General features: G+C 59.5%; 18 protein-coding genes. 9 read left to right on the forward strand and 9 right to left on the reverse strand.

From position 1 onward, the window contains the following. Window positions 1-56: 56 nt before the first annotated feature. Together AC3IUE_RS24915 and AC3IUE_RS24920 are read left to right on the forward strand one after the other, a co-directional pair. A complete protein-coding gene (locus AC3IUE_RS24915; RefSeq protein ID WP_056743278.1) occupies window positions 57-491 on the forward strand; it encodes a hypothetical protein in 435 nt (144 codons plus the stop codon). Further along, window positions 491-895 carry an META domain-containing protein gene (locus AC3IUE_RS24920; RefSeq protein WP_056743280.1) on the forward strand — a complete coding sequence of 135 codons (405 nt, stop codon included), beginning with the start codon at window positions 491-493 and terminating at the stop codon, window positions 893-895. The genes AC3IUE_RS24915 and AC3IUE_RS24920 overlap by 1 nt, the downstream gene beginning before the upstream one ends. A 111-nt stretch (window positions 896-1006) precedes the next feature. Here the strand turns inward: AC3IUE_RS24920 and AC3IUE_RS24925 are convergent, their stop codons facing one another. After that, on the reverse strand, window positions 1007-1474 hold the full coding sequence (locus AC3IUE_RS24925) for a TlpA disulfide reductase family protein (protein ID WP_489264084.1): 468 nt from the start codon (window positions 1472-1474) through the stop codon (window positions 1007-1009). Window positions 1475-1588: 114 nt separating this feature from the next. Between AC3IUE_RS24925 and arsC the strand changes: the two genes are divergently transcribed. The 3 genes from arsC to AC3IUE_RS24940 are packed head-to-tail and all read left to right on the forward strand — an operon-like array spanning window position 1589 to window position 2962. After that, the gene (gene arsC, locus AC3IUE_RS24930) at window positions 1589-1942 is read left to right on the forward strand and encodes an arsenate reductase (glutaredoxin) (RefSeq protein WP_129437568.1); all 354 of its coding nucleotides are present in this window, start codon (window positions 1589-1591) and stop codon (window positions 1940-1942) included. Further along, on the forward strand, window positions 1939-2535 hold the full coding sequence (wrbA, locus tag AC3IUE_RS24935; protein ID WP_046046494.1) for an NAD(P)H:quinone oxidoreductase: 597 nt from the start codon (window positions 1939-1941) through the stop codon (window positions 2533-2535). The genes arsC and wrbA overlap by 4 nt, the downstream gene beginning before the upstream one ends. A gap of 1 nt (window position 2536) precedes the next feature. Further along, complete coding sequence (locus AC3IUE_RS24940; RefSeq protein ID WP_095132448.1) at window positions 2537-2962, forward strand: DUF2069 domain-containing protein; 426 nt, start codon at window positions 2537-2539, stop codon at window positions 2960-2962. A 99-nt stretch (window positions 2963-3061) separates the two neighbouring features. Here AC3IUE_RS24940 and AC3IUE_RS24945 read toward each other — a convergent pair whose 3' ends face one another. Next, window positions 3062-3736, reverse strand: a complete 675-nt coding sequence (locus AC3IUE_RS24945) for a DNA-3-methyladenine glycosylase I (RefSeq protein ID WP_074879137.1) — start codon at window positions 3734-3736, stop codon at window positions 3062-3064. Window positions 3737-3866: 130 nt separating this feature from the next. Then, the gene (gene ttcA / locus AC3IUE_RS24950; RefSeq protein ID WP_489264087.1) at window positions 3867-4691 is read right to left on the reverse strand and encodes a tRNA 2-thiocytidine(32) synthetase TtcA; all 825 of its coding nucleotides are present in this window, start codon (window positions 4689-4691) and stop codon (window positions 3867-3869) included. Window positions 4692-4970: 279 nt separating this feature from the next. Between ttcA and AC3IUE_RS24955 the strand changes: the two genes are divergently transcribed. Then, the gene (locus tag AC3IUE_RS24955) at window positions 4971-5573 is read left to right on the forward strand and encodes a Yip1 family protein (protein ID WP_008147981.1); all 603 of its coding nucleotides are present in this window, start codon (window positions 4971-4973) and stop codon (window positions 5571-5573) included. Window positions 5574-5731: 158 nt separating this feature from the next. Further along, window positions 5732-6226 (forward strand): SprT family zinc-dependent metalloprotease, encoded by a 495-nt coding sequence (locus AC3IUE_RS24960; RefSeq protein ID WP_046046499.1) that lies wholly within the window; start codon window positions 5732-5734, stop codon window positions 6224-6226. Window positions 6227-6346: 120 nt separating this feature from the next. On the opposite strand, the gene AC3IUE_RS24965 is transcribed toward AC3IUE_RS24960, so the two are convergent. Together AC3IUE_RS24965 and AC3IUE_RS24970 are read right to left on the reverse strand one after the other, a co-directional pair. Further along, window positions 6347-7528 (reverse strand): CaiB/BaiF CoA transferase family protein, encoded by a 1182-nt coding sequence (locus AC3IUE_RS24965; RefSeq protein WP_461999564.1) that lies wholly within the window; start codon window positions 7526-7528, stop codon window positions 6347-6349. Window positions 7529-7672: 144 nt separating this feature from the next. Further along, entirely contained in the window at window positions 7673-9007 is a 1335-nt protein-coding gene (locus tag AC3IUE_RS24970; protein ID WP_489264089.1) for a dicarboxylate/amino acid:cation symporter, read from the reverse strand. A gap of 339 nt (window positions 9008-9346) precedes the next feature. Between AC3IUE_RS24970 and AC3IUE_RS24975 the strand changes: the two genes are divergently transcribed. Beyond that, window positions 9347-10345 carry an AraC family transcriptional regulator gene (locus AC3IUE_RS24975; protein WP_489264091.1) on the forward strand — a complete coding sequence of 333 codons (999 nt, stop codon included), beginning with the start codon at window positions 9347-9349 and terminating at the stop codon, window positions 10343-10345. Window positions 10346-10494: 149 nt separating this feature from the next. On the opposite strand, the gene AC3IUE_RS24980 is transcribed toward AC3IUE_RS24975, so the two are convergent. The 4 genes from AC3IUE_RS24980 to AC3IUE_RS24995 all read right to left on the reverse strand — a co-directional run bounded on the left by AC3IUE_RS24980 (window position 10495) and on the right by AC3IUE_RS24995 (window position 14108). Then, window positions 10495-10854: a DUF6124 family protein gene (locus AC3IUE_RS24980; RefSeq protein ID WP_489264092.1), complete on the reverse strand. Its 360-nt coding sequence runs from the start codon at window positions 10852-10854 to the stop codon at window positions 10495-10497. A 514-nt stretch (window positions 10855-11368) separates the two neighbouring features. Continuing rightward, complete coding sequence (locus tag AC3IUE_RS24985) at window positions 11369-12715, reverse strand: ATP-binding protein (RefSeq protein ID WP_489264093.1); 1347 nt, start codon at window positions 12713-12715, stop codon at window positions 11369-11371. Then, window positions 12712-13389, reverse strand: a complete 678-nt coding sequence (locus tag AC3IUE_RS24990) for a response regulator (protein ID WP_046046505.1) — start codon at window positions 13387-13389, stop codon at window positions 12712-12714. The genes AC3IUE_RS24985 and AC3IUE_RS24990 overlap by 4 nt, the downstream gene beginning before the upstream one ends. A 116-nt stretch (window positions 13390-13505) precedes the next feature. After that, window positions 13506-14108: a hypothetical protein gene (locus tag AC3IUE_RS24995; protein ID WP_056743301.1), complete on the reverse strand. Its 603-nt coding sequence runs from the start codon at window positions 14106-14108 to the stop codon at window positions 13506-13508. A 145-nt stretch (window positions 14109-14253) separates the two neighbouring features. Here AC3IUE_RS24995 and AC3IUE_RS25000 point away from each other — a divergent pair, with 145 nt between their 5' ends. Beyond that, entirely contained in the window at window positions 14254-15045 is a 792-nt protein-coding gene (locus AC3IUE_RS25000; RefSeq protein WP_489264094.1) for a dienelactone hydrolase family protein, read from the forward strand. Window positions 15046-15196: the final 151 nt, after the last annotated feature.

The following is a 15196-nucleotide window of genomic DNA, read 5'->3' on the forward strand; positions in this document are numbered from 1 at the left end:
CCGCGCCATGCTGCGCTGATGTCCGTGCTAGCATGCCGCGCATATTTGGAGGACCCATGGTCGAACACGATTTCCGCTATAGCCTGATGAACCCGCAACACACCCTCACCGAATGCCGCGCCCTTGTGCCGGGGCGTTATCAAGTCACCGGCAACGGCGGCTCGATTCGTAACAACGACGTGCTGGTCGTGACCCTCAAAGGCGCGAAGGACTTGTCCATGCGCCTGACCGTCGAAACGGTTCGCCACTTGATCAATCCGCCAGGCCAATGGGTCGCGGTGGCCAGTGGTCCGGTGTTCGGTGAACTGGCGATCCACACCTGGAAAGTGAACTGCGACAGCTGCGCCAAAGAGCTGAATTTCGAGTTCGCGGTTGACGCCAAGCTGGGCAACAAGGCTGAAAAGCCTGCTGCCACCGCACGGATCGCCGAACTGGGCTGGACCGCGGTTGGCGAGAAGCACCTGTGCCCGAAATGCCAGGAGCCCGCGTGATGAAACGCCTTGCTCTGACCACGATGGTTGGTGCCAGCCTGCTGGGCTGCGCCGCCGAGCCGGTGCAATTGCAACAGAACCGCAGCTACATTCTGGAATGGATCGGCGAACGTCCGTTGATGGACTACAGCCACCTGACCGTCACCCTCGGTGAAGACGGTCGGGCCTACGGCAATGGCGGCTGCAACCACTGGTTCGCGCCGTACACCCTGGAAGGCGACAAGCTGAGCTTCGGCAAGGTCGGCAGCACGCGCAAACTGTGTGCGCCGGCGTTGATGGAGCAGGAAAAGCGATTCCTCCAGGCGTTGGAAAACGTTCAACGCTGGGACATCTCGCCGATCGACCAGATGCGTTTCTGGCCGGCAGAAGGGAAGCCGTTGCGTTGGTGGCTTGAAGAGGGTTGATCACCGGCCCCGAAAAGATCGCAGCCTCGCCAAGGCTCGACAGCTCCTACATAGATTGCCGAACACCCTGTAGGAGCTGTCGAGCCTTGGCGAGGCTGCGATCTTTTGCTTTTAGTTCTTGGCCTGCAACGCCTCAAGCTTCGCCATCACCCCCGCCGCCGTCTGCTCACCCATCAGTTGCTCCCGCACCTTGCCCTTGTTATCGATAATGTAAGTCACCGGCAACGCCTCGCTGCGTGGCAGTTCGAACAGCTCCGCCGGATCCTGAGCCAGCACAGTGAATTTGATCCCCAGTTTTTCACTGGCGCTTTTCAGCTCTTCACCCTGCACATTGTCGAAGTTGACTCCGAACACACCAATCTTCTTGGCCTTGAGCTGATCAGCCAAGGTGTTCAATTCAGGGATCTCGGTCCGGCACGGCCCGCACCATTCCGCCCAGTAATTGAGCACCAGCCATTGCTTGTCCAGACGTTCGGCGGCGACTTTCTGGCCGCTCTGGTCGATGCCATAGTCGTTACCACAGCCCCCCAGCAATAACGTACCGATGATCGCCAATGCCGCTGCCAGTCGCCTAGTCATGTCGTATTCCTTGTTCAAAATTGAATGCGCCTGCGACCCATCGCCTCCCAAGGTTCTGGATTACGCGCTGCACAGTTAGAATAGCCGTCACCTTACGCAAGATGCGAACCGCACATGACCGATCTGACGCTTTATCACAACCCGCGCTGCTCGAAATCCCGCGGTGCGCTCGAACTGCTCGAAGCCCGTGGCCTGACCCCGACGGTGGTCCGCTACCTGGACACCCCGCTGAACGCCGCGCAAATCCAGAGCCTGCTGACCAAGCTCGGCATCAGCGCCCGGCAACTGCTGCGCACCGGTGAGGACGAGTACAAAACCCTCAACCTGGCCGACAGCAGCCTGAGCGAAGCGCAATTGATCGCCGCCATCGCCGCCAACCCGAAACTCATGGAGCGACCGATTCTGGAAGTCGGCGACAAAGCCATCATCGGCCGTCCGCCGGAGAATGTGCTGGAGTTGCTGCCGTGAGTGCACCGTACATTCTGGTTCTGTATTACAGCCGCAGCGGCTCGACCAATGAAATGGCCCGGCAGATCGCCCGTGGCGTCGAGCAGTCCGGGATGGAAGCGCGCCTGCGCACGGTGCCGCCGATTTCCACCGAGTGCGAAGCCGTGTCACCCGATATTCCGGACGAAGGCGCGCTGTACGCCAGCCTCGACGACTTGAAGAACTGCGCGGGCCTGGCCATGGGCAGCCCGACCCGGTTCGGCAACATGGCGGCGCCGCTCAAGTACTTCCTCGACGGCACCAGCAACCTGTGGCTGACCGGCGCGCTGGTGGGCAAGCCGGCTGGCGTTTTCACCTCCACCGCGAGCCTGCACGGCGGCCAGGAAACCACGCTGCTGTCGATGATGTTGCCGTTGCTGCACCACGGCATGCTGATCACCGGCCTGCCTTACAGCGAATCGGCCCTGCTGGAAACCCGTGGCGGCGGCACGCCTTACGGCGCCAGCCATCACGCCGGGGCCGATGGCAAAAGCGGTTTGAATGAACATGAAGTCGCGCTGTGTCGGGCCTTGGGCCTGCGCTTGGCGAAGACTGCACAGAAACTGGGGAACTGACGTGGCCAAAAAGCCGAAGATTTTGCCTTCCATCGAATGGCTCGAACCGCGGGTTCGGGCGATGCGCGTCATCAGCCTGCTGTGTTACTTCGGTTTGGTGGGTTTGCTGTGCGCCTACTACCTAGTGGTCGCCGACCTGCACGGCGCCCGGCCGTGGGTGATTCTGCTGATCGAACTGGTGCCGCTGCTGTTGCTGGCGCCGGGGATGATTATCGGCAGCGCGCGCGGGCATTCATGGATGTGCTTTGTGGTGAACCTGTATTTCATCAAGGGCGCATTGGCGGCGTATGACCCGAACCGGCAGCTGTTTGGTTTGCTGGAAATGGGCGCGAGCCTGGCGGTGTTCTGCTCGGCGCTGCTGTATGTGCGGTGGCGGTTTCAGTTGAACCGCAAGTTGGCGGGCGAGGGCGAGATTCGCGTTGCATGATAGACCGCTATCGCGAGCAGGCTCACTCCTACACTGGATCTGTGTCGTTCACAAATCCCCTGTGGGAGCGAGCCTGCTCGCGATGGGCGCGACTCGGTGTTAGTGATTCACTGTGTAGGCGAGCATCATCGATATCTGGCTCATCGGCCGCCCACCACTTTCTTCATGCCACTGGTTGAACACGCCCTGCACCGTGGCCAGATCCCGCAGACTGGTCGGCACCTTGTCGACGATCTTCTGCGCATTCAACGCCGCGACCACGTCGTAGCTCGGCACAAACGTGTCCTTGCCGACCATGCGCAAGAACCGCGGTGCCGACAACCCGCCCAATTGATGACCGCGCTTTTTCAGGTAGGTCCACAACCCAACGATATCCGTGACCGGCCAATCGGCGATCAACGCGCCGAAACTGCCCTTCTCATGCGCCACATCCAGAATGAACTGTGCGTTGCGCGGCACGCTCTTGAGTTTGCCCAGGTGGCGAATGATCCGCGCGTCCTGCATCAAACGTTCAAGGTGTTCGGCACTCATCAGCACGACTTTCTCAGGGTCGAACTTGAAGAACACCTCTTCGAACGCCGGCCATTTGGCGTCCACCAGGCTGTGCTTGAGCCCGGCGCGGAAGACGCGCAGCGCCATGGTCGAGAGGTAGCGGTCGTCGCTGATCTTGCGCAATTGCGCCGGGGTTTTCGGAACGGGCAGATGGGCTTCCAGTTCAGCCGCTGAACCGAAGCGGTTCAGACAGTATTCGTGCAGCCACTTGTAATCGCGCATGCCCTCTCCTGGAGGTTGAAACAAAAAACAATGGTAGGAGTGAGCCTGCTCGCGATAGCGGTGTGTCATTCAACGTTGATGTCGACTGACACACCGCTATCGCGAGCAGGCTCACTCCTACAGTTTCTGATTAGAGGTTTACAACGTTGACGAAGCGCGAAGCGGCAGTCTCGTCGATGCGCAGGTTGGTGAAGTCGAACAGATTACGGTCCGCCAGCTGCGACGGGATCACGTTCTGCAAGCTGCGAAAAATGCTTTCGGTGCGGCCCGGCGTCTTGCGTTCCCACTCCTGAAGCATGTCCTTGACCACCTGACGTTGCAGGTTTTCCTGGGAACCACAGAGGTTGCACGGGATGATCGGGAATTGCTTGAAGTCCGCGTAGGCCTGAATGTCTTTTTCGTTGCAGTAGGCCAGCGGACGGATCACCACGTTGCGGCCATCGTCGGCGCGCAGCTTCGGCGGCATGGCTTTGAGCGAACCGTTGAAGAACATGTTCAGGAAAAAGGTCTCGACGATGTCGTCGCGGTGATGACCGAGGGCCATCTTGGTCGCGCCGATTTCGTCAGCAAAGGTGTAGAGCGTGCCGCGACGCAGGCGCGAGCACAGCGAACAGGTGGTCTTGCCCTCCGGGATCAGCTCCTTGACCACCGAATAGGTGTCTTTCTCGACGATGTGATACTCGATGCCCAGCTCTTTGAGGTAAGCCGGCAGCACGTGCTCAGGAAAACCTGGCTGCTTCTGGTCCATGTTCACGGCCACGATCTCGAACTTGATCGGAGCGACCTTCTGAAAGTGCATCAGCACGTCGAGCATGGTGTAGCTGTCCTTGCCACCGGACAGGCAGACCATGACCTTGTCGCCGTCTTCAATCATGTTGAAATCGGCAACAGCCTCACCGGCCTGGCGGCGAAGGCGCTTTTGCAGTTTGTTCTGGTTGACCGTAAGAGTGCCCATGACGCGAAATCCGTGAGATGTGACGAAAGGCCGGCATTTTACGCAAATCGCCGGTAGATCAAAAGATCGCAGCCTGCGGCAGCTCCTACAAGTCATAACCGCGATTAAGCCAGGGGTTTACAGCGCAATTTGCTCTAAAGCCCTGCAACCTGCGCCGTTAAGACCTTTCTATACTGCGACATAAGGTCGCACACATATCCAGACCTTTCCTTACTCGGCCACTTTGGCCCGTAGGCGCTCCACTGGGGGGCGACGGTAAAAACAAGAGGAGTGACTGGCATGATCCATCACGTAGTGGGGCTCTTCACCCACCCTGACCAAGAATGGAAAGAGATTCGTGGCGATCAGGAGGAAAGCATCAGCCACATGTATCTCACTCACACGCTGATTCTGGCGGCGATCCCTGCGGTGTCGGCGTTTATCGGCACCACACAGGTCGGCTGGGTCATTGGCAGTCGCGCACCGGTGATGCTGACGGTGGAAAGCGCGATATGGATGACGGTCATGTCGTACCTGGCGATGCTCGGCGGTGTGGCGGTAATGGGCGCGTTCATCCACTGGATGGCTCGCACCTATGACGCCAACCCGAGTCTGGCACGCTGCGTTGCGTTTGCGACCTATACCGCGACACCGCTGTTCATCGGCGGTCTGGCGGCGCTGTACCCACACATGTGGCTTGGGATGATCGTCGGCACCGCGGCCATCTGCTACACGGTGTACCTGCTGTATGTGGGGTTACCCACTTTCATGAACATTCCATCAGACGAGGGATTTCTGTTTTCGAGTTCGGTGCTCGCTGTAGGCCTGGTGGTGTTGGTCGCCATCATGGCGTTCACGGTAATTGTCTGGGGACTCGGCGTGGGGCCGGTCTACACCAATTAGCAACACATCACCCAAAAACAAGATCTGCCAACACAGGCCGCCGCAAGGCGGCCTTCTAATGCTCAAGGATAGGAAACGGTGACGACCATTCGGCGCCTCGGCGATTCGCAACTCTCGAGGGTTGCGGCATACTCGACGTCTCTGGAGATCCATCAAGCATGCCCGAGCAACTCAATACCCGCGTCGAAGACTGTTACCAACTAGCTGAATCCTTTTTCAAACGACCTTTCAAACGCCCCGTGGTGAGCCTCAAGCTGCGCGGGCAAAAAGCCGGTGTCGCGCATTTGCACGAGAACCTGCTGCGCTTCAATCCGCAGTTGTACCGGGAAAACACCGAAGACTTCCTCAAGCAAACCGTGGCCCACGAGGTTGCGCACCTGATCGCCCATCAACTGTTCGGCGACCGCATCCAGCCGCATGGCGAAGAGTGGCAACTGATCATGCGCGGCGTGTACGAACTGCCGCCCAATCGCTGCCACACCTATGACGTCAAACGCCGTAGCGTGACCCGTTACATCTACAAATGCCCGTGTGTGGACAGTGATTTCCCGTTTTCAGCCCAGCGCCATGGTTTGGTGAGACAGGGGCGGCGGTATTTGTGTCGGCGGTGTCGTAGCACGTTGGTGTTCAGTGGGGAAATGCGGGTCGAGTAGCAAGATTTGTGGTGCCTTTGCTGGCCCCATCGCGAGCAAGCTCGCTCCCACATTGGATTTATGTCACGCCGAAGATCCCCTGTGGGAGCGAGCTTGCTCGCGATGAGGCCAGTACAAGCGCTACACAACCACCCTGGCACGCCGCAGTTCTTCGATACGCTCAGCGCTGTACCCCAACTCCCCCAACACCTGATCCGTATGCTGCCCTATGGCCGCGCCGATATGCCGCGGCTCGGGCAAGCCTTGCGAAAACTTCAACGGACACGCCATCTGCGCCTGAGTCGTCCCGTCACCACGGGGCACTTCGGTCACCAGAGCCCGCGCCTTCAACTGCGGATGGCGCACCGCTTCGCCCAAACTCAACACCGGCTCGACACACGCATCCAACGAGGCAAACAACGCGCACAACTCGGCGAAATCGCGTGTCTCGAACTCAATCCTCAGCGCGTTCTTCAGCGCCTTCTGCAAGGCTGGTTCAGGCGATAACCCCAAGGTTTCCAGCTCCTCCAGCCCCAGCGCCGCACACAGTTGTTTCATGAACGCAGGCTCCAGACTGCCCACCGAGAACCAGCGCCCATCGCGGGAACGGTAATAGTCATAGAAACTGCCACCGTTGAGCATCTGATCCTCCCTTCCCGGCTCCACGCCACAGGCCAGATACCCGGCGCCGGCCATGGCGTTCAGGCTGAACACGCAGTCGGTCATGCTCACATCCAGATGCTGCCCCTGCCCGGTTTGCTGCCGGGCGATGACCGCCGCCAGCAGCCCGATCACCCCGTGCAACGAGCCACCGGCGATATCCGCTACTTGCATGCCCAACGGCAACGGCCCGCTGTCGGCGTGGCCGGTGTAGCTCGCCAGCCCCGCCAGCGCCAGATAATTGATGTCGTGGCCGGCGCGGTCCTTGTAGGGACCGGTCTGGCCATAACCGGTAATCGACACGTAGATCAGTTTCGGATTGATCGCCTTCAAGGCTTCATAACCCAGGCCCAATCGTTCCATCACGCCGGGGCGGAACTGCTCCAGCACGATGTCGTAGTCCTGCAGCAACTGCTTGACCACCTCCAGCGCCTCAGGCTGCTTGAGGTCCAGCGCAAGGCTGCGCTTGTTGCGATTGAGGTAGGCGTGACTGGCGGAGACGCCCTGATCGTGAGGCGGCAAGACCCGCAGCAGGTCCATGCGCGTTGGCGATTCGATGCGCAGCACCTCGGCGCCCATGTCTGCCAGCAACAACGAGGCGAACGGCCCCGGCAGCAGTGTCGAGAAATCCAGAACCTTGAGTGATGCCAGTGGACCGAGCATGGGCGTTCTCCGTAAACGATGTTCCCAGACTAGGCAGCCGACGGCATTGCAGCAATCACCTTATGCGTCAGATGCGCTGACCGTTGCGCTCAAATCCCAGGCATGAAAAAACCCGCCGAAGCGGGTTTTTTCAGTGCAGCCGTCTTACTTGATGTTGCTTGGGGTTGGGCCTTCGGCCACGCCCAGGTCGTCTTCTACGCGTTCGTCGGAGATGCCGCGACCGCCAGAAGCCAGTTCAGCGTGCATCACGTCAACGTCCAGCTCTTTGACCCACTTGGCCACGACCAGGGTGGCAACTGCGTTACCGACCAGGTTGGTCAGGGCACGGGCTTCGGACATGAAGCGGTCGATACCGAGGATCAGCGCCAAGCCAGCAACCGGCAGGTGGCCAACGGCGGACAGGGTGGCCGCCAACACGATGAAGCCACTACCGGTCACACCGGCGGCGCCTTTGGAGGACAGCAGCAACACCACCAGCAGGGTGATCTGGTGAGTGATGTCCATGTGGGTGTCGGTTGCCTGAGCAATGAACACGGCCGCCATGGTCAGGTAGATCGCAGTACCGTCGAGGTTGAACGAGTAACCGGTCGGGATCACCAGACCCACAACGGATTTCTGCGCGCCCAGGCGTTCCATCTTGATCAGCATGCGTGGCAGCACCGATTCCGAAGAAGAAGTACCCAACACGATCAGCAGTTCTTCACGGATGTAGCGAATCACTTTCAGCACGCTGAAGCCGTGAGCGCGAGCGATACCGCCCAGCACGACCAGCACGAACACCAGGCAAGTGATGTAGAAGCACAGCATCAGCTGACCCAGTTGCACCAGCGAACCGACGCCGTAGGCACCGATGGTGAAGGCCATGGCGCCCAGGGCACCGAGTGGCGCGAGCTTCATGATCATGTTGATGATGTTGAACATCACGTGGGCGAAGCGATCGATGAAGTCCAGGATCGGCTTGCCGTAGGCACCCAGGCGATGCAGGGCGAAACCGAAGATCACCGAGAACATCAGCACTTGCAGGATATCGCCTGTGGCGAACGCGCCGACGATGGTGGACGGGATCACGTTCAACAGGAAGCCAACAACGCTTTGATCAGCACCGGCCGCCACATAAGCAGCGACTTTGGAGGCATCCAGCGTAGCGACGTCGATGTGCATGCCGGCACCCGGCTGCACGATATTGACCACCACCAGACCCACCAACAATGCGATGGTCGAAACGATTTCGAAGTACAGCAGCGCGTAACCGCCGGTCTTGCCGACCGACTTCATGCTCTGCATGCCCGCGATACCGCTGACGACGGTGCAGAAGATGATCGGGGCGATGATCATTTTGATCAGTTTGATGAACCCGTCACCCAGCGGCTTGAGGGCCACACCGGTCTGCGGGTAGAAGTGACCGACCAGGATGCCGATGGCAATAGCAACGATCACCTGGAAATACAGGGATTTGTACAGTGGCTGACGAGTCGTCATTGCAAAGTTCCTCAAGAGTGCCCGGTGACAACATCCATCTGTTGCCAAAGACACTTCAATTGCGAACCCTCCTGCACTGGAGGGATTTGTTTTGTCGAGCTGCGCAACGGCAGGCATCTGCGGGTTGTATCGCAAGGCCCGTGCCACCTTCGTCAAATCGCCAGCAAGCCTTTTGACATCAAGGGTTGCAGGTTTTTCTTTGTCACCAAACGGTTACGGCAAAGTGGCGGATTTCCGCCCATCGACCAGACCTCGTCCTACAAATTGGCGGATATCCGCCTTGTTCATCATCAGGTTCCACGGCTACCATCCGCCGTTCAATGGACGGACCTGCCTTCTATGCGCGAACGCACCATCGCCAGTCATTTCGCCCGTGCCGCCCTCGGTGGCGCACGCCGGCTGGGTTACGACTATTCAATCCTGCTGCAACAACTCGGCATCAGCCCCGAGTTGCTTGAAGAGCCGCGAGCGAGAATCGCGCCTGAACAGTTCACCCGATTGATCCAGGGACTGTGGCTGGCACTGGACGACGAATACCTGGGCTTCGGGCCGGTTCCGAGCAAAACCGGCAGCTTCGCGATGATGTGCCATGCGGTGATCCACTGCCGCAATCTGGAGAAAGCACTCCACCGCGGCTTATTATTTTATAGCTTATTCCCTGACGGTCCGCGTCTGACCCTGACCCGCGAAGACCACATGATTCGCCTGAGCCTCGACGATTCGCAGTTCCGCGACCCGGACCACTTCCTCACCGAGAGCCAGTTGATGGTCTGGCATCGACTTGGCAGCTGGCTGATCGGCCAGCGCATTCGGCTGGAACAGGCGACGTTCAGCTACCCGAAACCCGAGCACGGCGCCGAATACGATTTGCTGTTCCCCTGCCCCATGGTCTTTTCCACGGCGCAGAGCAGTCTGCTGTTTCACAGTCGCTACTTGAACATGCCGCTGTTGCAGGACGAACGGACACTCAAACATTTCCTCGAACACTCCCCCGCCGACCTGTTGTCGCGCCCGGACGACGGCGACAGTTTGAGCAGCCAGCTGCGCCGATTGCTCAGCCGCGACAGTTCACGCTGGCCGGATCTGGAAGAGGTGGCTGCGCACTTGCACATCAGCCCACAGACCTTGCGGCGGCATTTGCGGGAGGAAGGGTCGAGTTTTCAGGAATTGAAGGATCAGCTGCGGCGGGACATTGCGATTTATCACCTGGGGCGTGCGGATTTGTCGTTGCAGCAGATTGCCGAGCAGTTGGGGTTTTCCGAGCCTTCGGCGTTTCATCGGGCGTTCAAGAAGTGGACCGGGTTGACGCCTGGGGCTTATCGCGCACAAGAGAACTGACGCTTCGGTTGAATTGACTGGCCCCTTCGCGAGCAGGCTCGCTCCCACTTTTGATCTCGGGTGTCCACAATCAGTGAGGTCACCGAAGATCCCTTGTGGGAGCGAGCCTGCTCGCGAAGAACGATGACACGGTCTATCTGACTAAACTGCTACGAAGGATCAAGTCTATCCAGCGCCCGATTCACCGCCAGCTCCCCCAGCATGATGATTTGCGCAATCCCCAACAGCGAATTGCGACTCGATCCCTCCAAATGGTCCACCAAATCCATGGCCATGACATTGGCCGAGGCCAGCGACTCGCACGCGTGGGCCAGTAGGGTTTCGGTATCGAGCTCCGGGTTGACGATGAACATGGTGCCAGGTGTGCGCGGGGTGGCTTTGATGTGGGCGGCCGGGTTGAGGTAATGATCGAGGGCGCGGCCGGCGGTTTCGTTGAGCTTTTTGGAATCAGGGGTTTCGTGCGGGGAAACGTCGTCGGTTTCTGGCGGGTTGGGTGTGATCTTGAACATATGAAACTCCGTGGTTGATTGAGCCGCCACGACCTATCGCTAAACAAGTAAAGGTGGCGGCTGTACGCAGGTTAGCGATCCGGGTCACAGAAACCCCGGGTAGACCTCGAAGGTCTCCCACGCACAGCCACCATTACGCAAATTGCAGGCACTAAAAACTGCAATCAAAACTTGGGCGCTTTTGCGTCTGTGTAGGGGATCGGATCGCTAAACCCGATCGCTGATTCGTCAGCGACACGGAAACGATAGAGCCCACGCCCCAGGCGCACAAGCCGGCGGATTCTGGCGTAGTCGTAGGCAACGACGCAAGGATGTGTAGCCTGGGAGAGTATCTGGAAGTGTCGTTTAAACAGTGCTTGTTTAGCGGTCTGACATGAGCCTTGTGGTGGCTGAACCTGCCTCATCGCGAGCAGGCTCGCTCCCACAGGGATTGGCTGTGAATAGGGTATTTGTGAACGCCACAAATCCAACGTGGGAGCGAGCCTGCTCGCGATGAGGCCAGCCCAGCCAATCACTAAACCACCGGAAAATGAATCCGGAACGCCGCCCCGCCCATGGGCGAATCCCCCAACGTCAGCTTCGCGCTATAGCTCTCGATAATGTCCTTCACCACCGCGAGCCCAATCCCCTGCCCCGGATGCTGCCGGTCCAGCCGCTCTCCCCTTTGCAGAATCCGCGCACGCTGATCCGGCGGCACGCCCGGTCCATCATCCTCAACACACAACTCAACCCCGGCAAGGCTTTCACGCACGCTGATGCGCACTTCGCCGAGGCACAGGCGATAGGCGTTTTCCAGCAGGTTGCCCATCATTTCCAGCAGGGCGCCCTGTTCGATCGGCACGTAACACTGCTCCGGCAGATCGAAGGCAACGCGCACGCGTTTGTCGCGGTAGACCTTGTCCAGCGTGTCGCACAGGCTTTGCAGCACCGGACGCAGGCGTACCTGATGGCGCACCAGACCGCTTTTGCGCAGGCTGGCGCGTTGCAGTTGATAGCTGATCTGCTGGCTCATGCGTTCGATCTGGGTTTGCAGCACCCAGGCCTGATTGCGATCGGCCGGACGCTGGGCCATGTCTTCGCTGACGCCTTGCAGCACGGTCAGAGGGGTTTTCAGGCTGTGGGCCAGGTCGTCGAGGGAATCGCGATAGCGGCTGCGTTGTTCGCGCTCGCTGTGCAGCAAGCGGTTGAGGGAGCCGGTCAGGCGCAGCAGTTCGCGCGGGTGTTGTTCGCTGAGGCTTTCGCGGGTGCCGCTTTCGATCTCATCCAGTTCCTGACTGAGTCGGCGCAACGCCTGCAAGCCCCAGGTCAGGCCGATCCACAGCAGCGCGAGCAACACCAGCAAGGCGGCACCGAATCCGAGGTAGAGATTTTCCCGCAGGCCTTCGAGGGTGGCTTCGTACTCACGCACCGGTTGCAGCGCGACGATGCTGAACGCCGCGCTCTTGCCGCCGAGCAGTTTGACTTCGACGTCGTAGACGAAGAATTCCTGACCGTCGGCCTCGCGAATTCGGGCGAACTCGTTGCCGCGTCCGTCGTAACGCGGTTTGTAGTTGATCTTCTCTTCGCGGGTGGCTTTCGAGCGCCACACCAAGTGAGCGTCGCGGTCGTAGATGTAGCCGAGCAAACGGCTGTCGGTCAGGTTGAAGCGCTCGTCGGGCAACTGCGCCGGCATTTGCAGGGTGTTATTTTCCACCCGGGCGGCGGAAATCAGCGTGGTGACGTCCGACGCCAGGCGTTGTTCGATCGAGTCCTGCAACGCCAGGCTGAACGCGCCCTGCATTGCCGGCAGCAACGCCAGCATGAACAACACCGCCAGGATCGTGGCGGCAAGCATCAAACGTACGCGAAGGGAACGAATCAAGTGCAGCGCTCATTGAACAGGTAGCCAAGGCCACGCACGGTATCGATCGGTTTGAAGCCGGCCGGGCCTTCAAGCTTGCGGCGCAGACGGCCGACCAACACTTCGATCACGTTCGGATCGCGCTCGTCGTCGTCCGGGTAGAGCTGCTCCATCAAGCGATCCTTGGCTACCACTTGCTGGTGATGCCGCATCAGGTACTCAAGAATCCGGTACTCGTACGCCGTCAGCGCCAGCGGTTGTTCATCGAGGGACGCCTGTTTGCGATTGAGGTCCAGCAGCAACGGCCCGGCGACGATGGTCGATTGGGTGAAACCGCTGGAGCGGCGCAGCAAGGCATTCAGGCGCGCATCGAGTTCTTCGAACTGGAACGGCTTGACCACGTAATCGTCGGCGCCAGCGGCGAGGCCTTCGACCTTGTCCTGCCAGTTGCCGCGCGCGGTGAGGATCAGGATCGGGAAGGTCTTGCCGCGCGAGCGCAGTTGACGGATCAGGTCGAGCCCGCCCATGCCCGGCAGGCCGAGGTCGATCACCGCCAGGTCATGGTTGTACTGCTCGGTCTGGTACAGCGCCTCTTCGGCATTGGCCACGGACTCGACCACGTGGCCGCTGTCCGTCAGGCGGGTTTGCAGGTGATGGCGCAACAGCGCTTCATCTTCGACGACCAGCAGTTTCATAACGCTCTCCCAGGCAAATCATCATCTCCAGAGGCACGTGCACCTCGATGGCTAACATGGCGACGCCGGATCAGTCTTTTGGATTGATCCGGCGCAGGCCTTTTCGGACGCGCTTCTTAGAAAGCGTAGTTCGCCGACAGGTAGGTCTGGGCGCTGCTGGTCAGGTCCAGCGAACCCTGTTTGCTGCCACCGCGCTCGCTCATCTCGGTGCTGGCGTTGCTGCGCAGGTAACGGTAACCCAGTTCCACCGAGGTGTTTTGCGAAACCTGTTGCAGGACACCCAATTGGCCGCCGAGGGCGTAACCGATGTCGCTGTCGCGGCTGAAGCCTGGGGAATCCTGAGTCATTTTGGTCAAACCGGCCGTGGCGCCGCCAAACAATTTGGTGCTGCCGCCCACCGGGTAGAACAGATCGTAGCTGCCCAGGAGGTTTTCCTGACGCAGTTTAATGCCATTGTGCGAGCCCGACACGTTGTCGTAAGTGGCGTAGTAGCGGCCCTGGCTGTTTTGCTGACCCAGACGCACACCCCAGGTGTTGTCTTTGCCGATCACGCCGTCGGCGTTCGGGTGGTTGAGATTGTCATTCAGGGCGTGGGACTTTTTGACTTTGTCGCTGGTCTGTCCAAAAGTAAGGCTGGCGAAATTGTCGTCGGAAGCGAAAGCCGCGGTACTCGCGCTCAGGACAGTGAAAGCCAGAAGCAGTTTTTTGAAACCAGTCATAGGGGAGTTCCTTATGCGCTATGTGCTATTTGGGTACGGGGCAAGGTTACTCACCCGGCCCTGAACTCCCCCTGAACGCACTCTGAACCTGAGCTGAATCAAATCGACTCGGCTGTTTTGATGACTCTTTGCAGGAGATCCGACGATGCGCATTTTCCTCGCCCTCGTATTACTGGCCGTGAGCGGGCTCAGCCAAGCCGCGATCAAGACTCAGGAAATCCCCTATCAAAGTGCTGACGGCACCAAGATGATCGGCTACTTCGCCTATGACGACGCCATCAAAGGCGCACGCCCTGGCGTGGTGGTGGTGCACGAATGGTGGGGGCTCAACGAATACACCAAGCGCCGCGCCCGTGATCTCGCCGGTCTGGGTTACAGCGCGCTGGCCATCGACATGTATGGCGATGGCAAGAACACTGAGCATCCCAAGGACGCCATGGTGTTTATGCAAGCCGCGCTGAAGGACAGTGACGCGGCGAGCGCGCGCTTTCAGGCCGGGCTCGATCTGCTGAAGAAACAGCCGCAAACCGACCCGAACAAAATCGCCGCTATCGGTTATTGCTTCGGCGGTGGCGTGGTGCTGAATGCGGCACGTCAGGGTTTGCCGCTGTCGGGTGTGGTGAGTTTTCACGGTGCGCTGGCGACCAAGACGCCTGCGGCGCCGGGTAGTGTGAAAGCGAAAATCCTTGTTGAACATGGGGCGATGGACAGCATGATCACGCCGGATAACGTGGCAGCGTTCAAGGCTGAAATGGACAAGGCTGGGGCTGACTATAAGTTCGTCAGCCTGGAGGGCGCCAAGCATGGGTTCAGCAATCCTGATGCGGATCGGTTGAGCCATGGCGATCATGGTGGGCCGGACATTGGCTACAACAAAGCGGCGGATGAAAAATCCTGGGCGGACATGCAGGCGTTTTTCAAAAAAATCTTTGGCTGATCAGGTAGACCGCGGCGAGGCCTTCGCGAGCAGGCTCGCTCCCACACTGGATTTATGCAGCGCCACCAATCCCTGTGGGAGCGAGCCTGCTCGCGAAGGCCACGACGCCGATCTGAACCTTTGCACTACCCAGCCTGAAGGCAACCCGGCA

The sequence above is a fragment of the Pseudomonas sp. GL_093 genome (assembly GCF_057837605.1).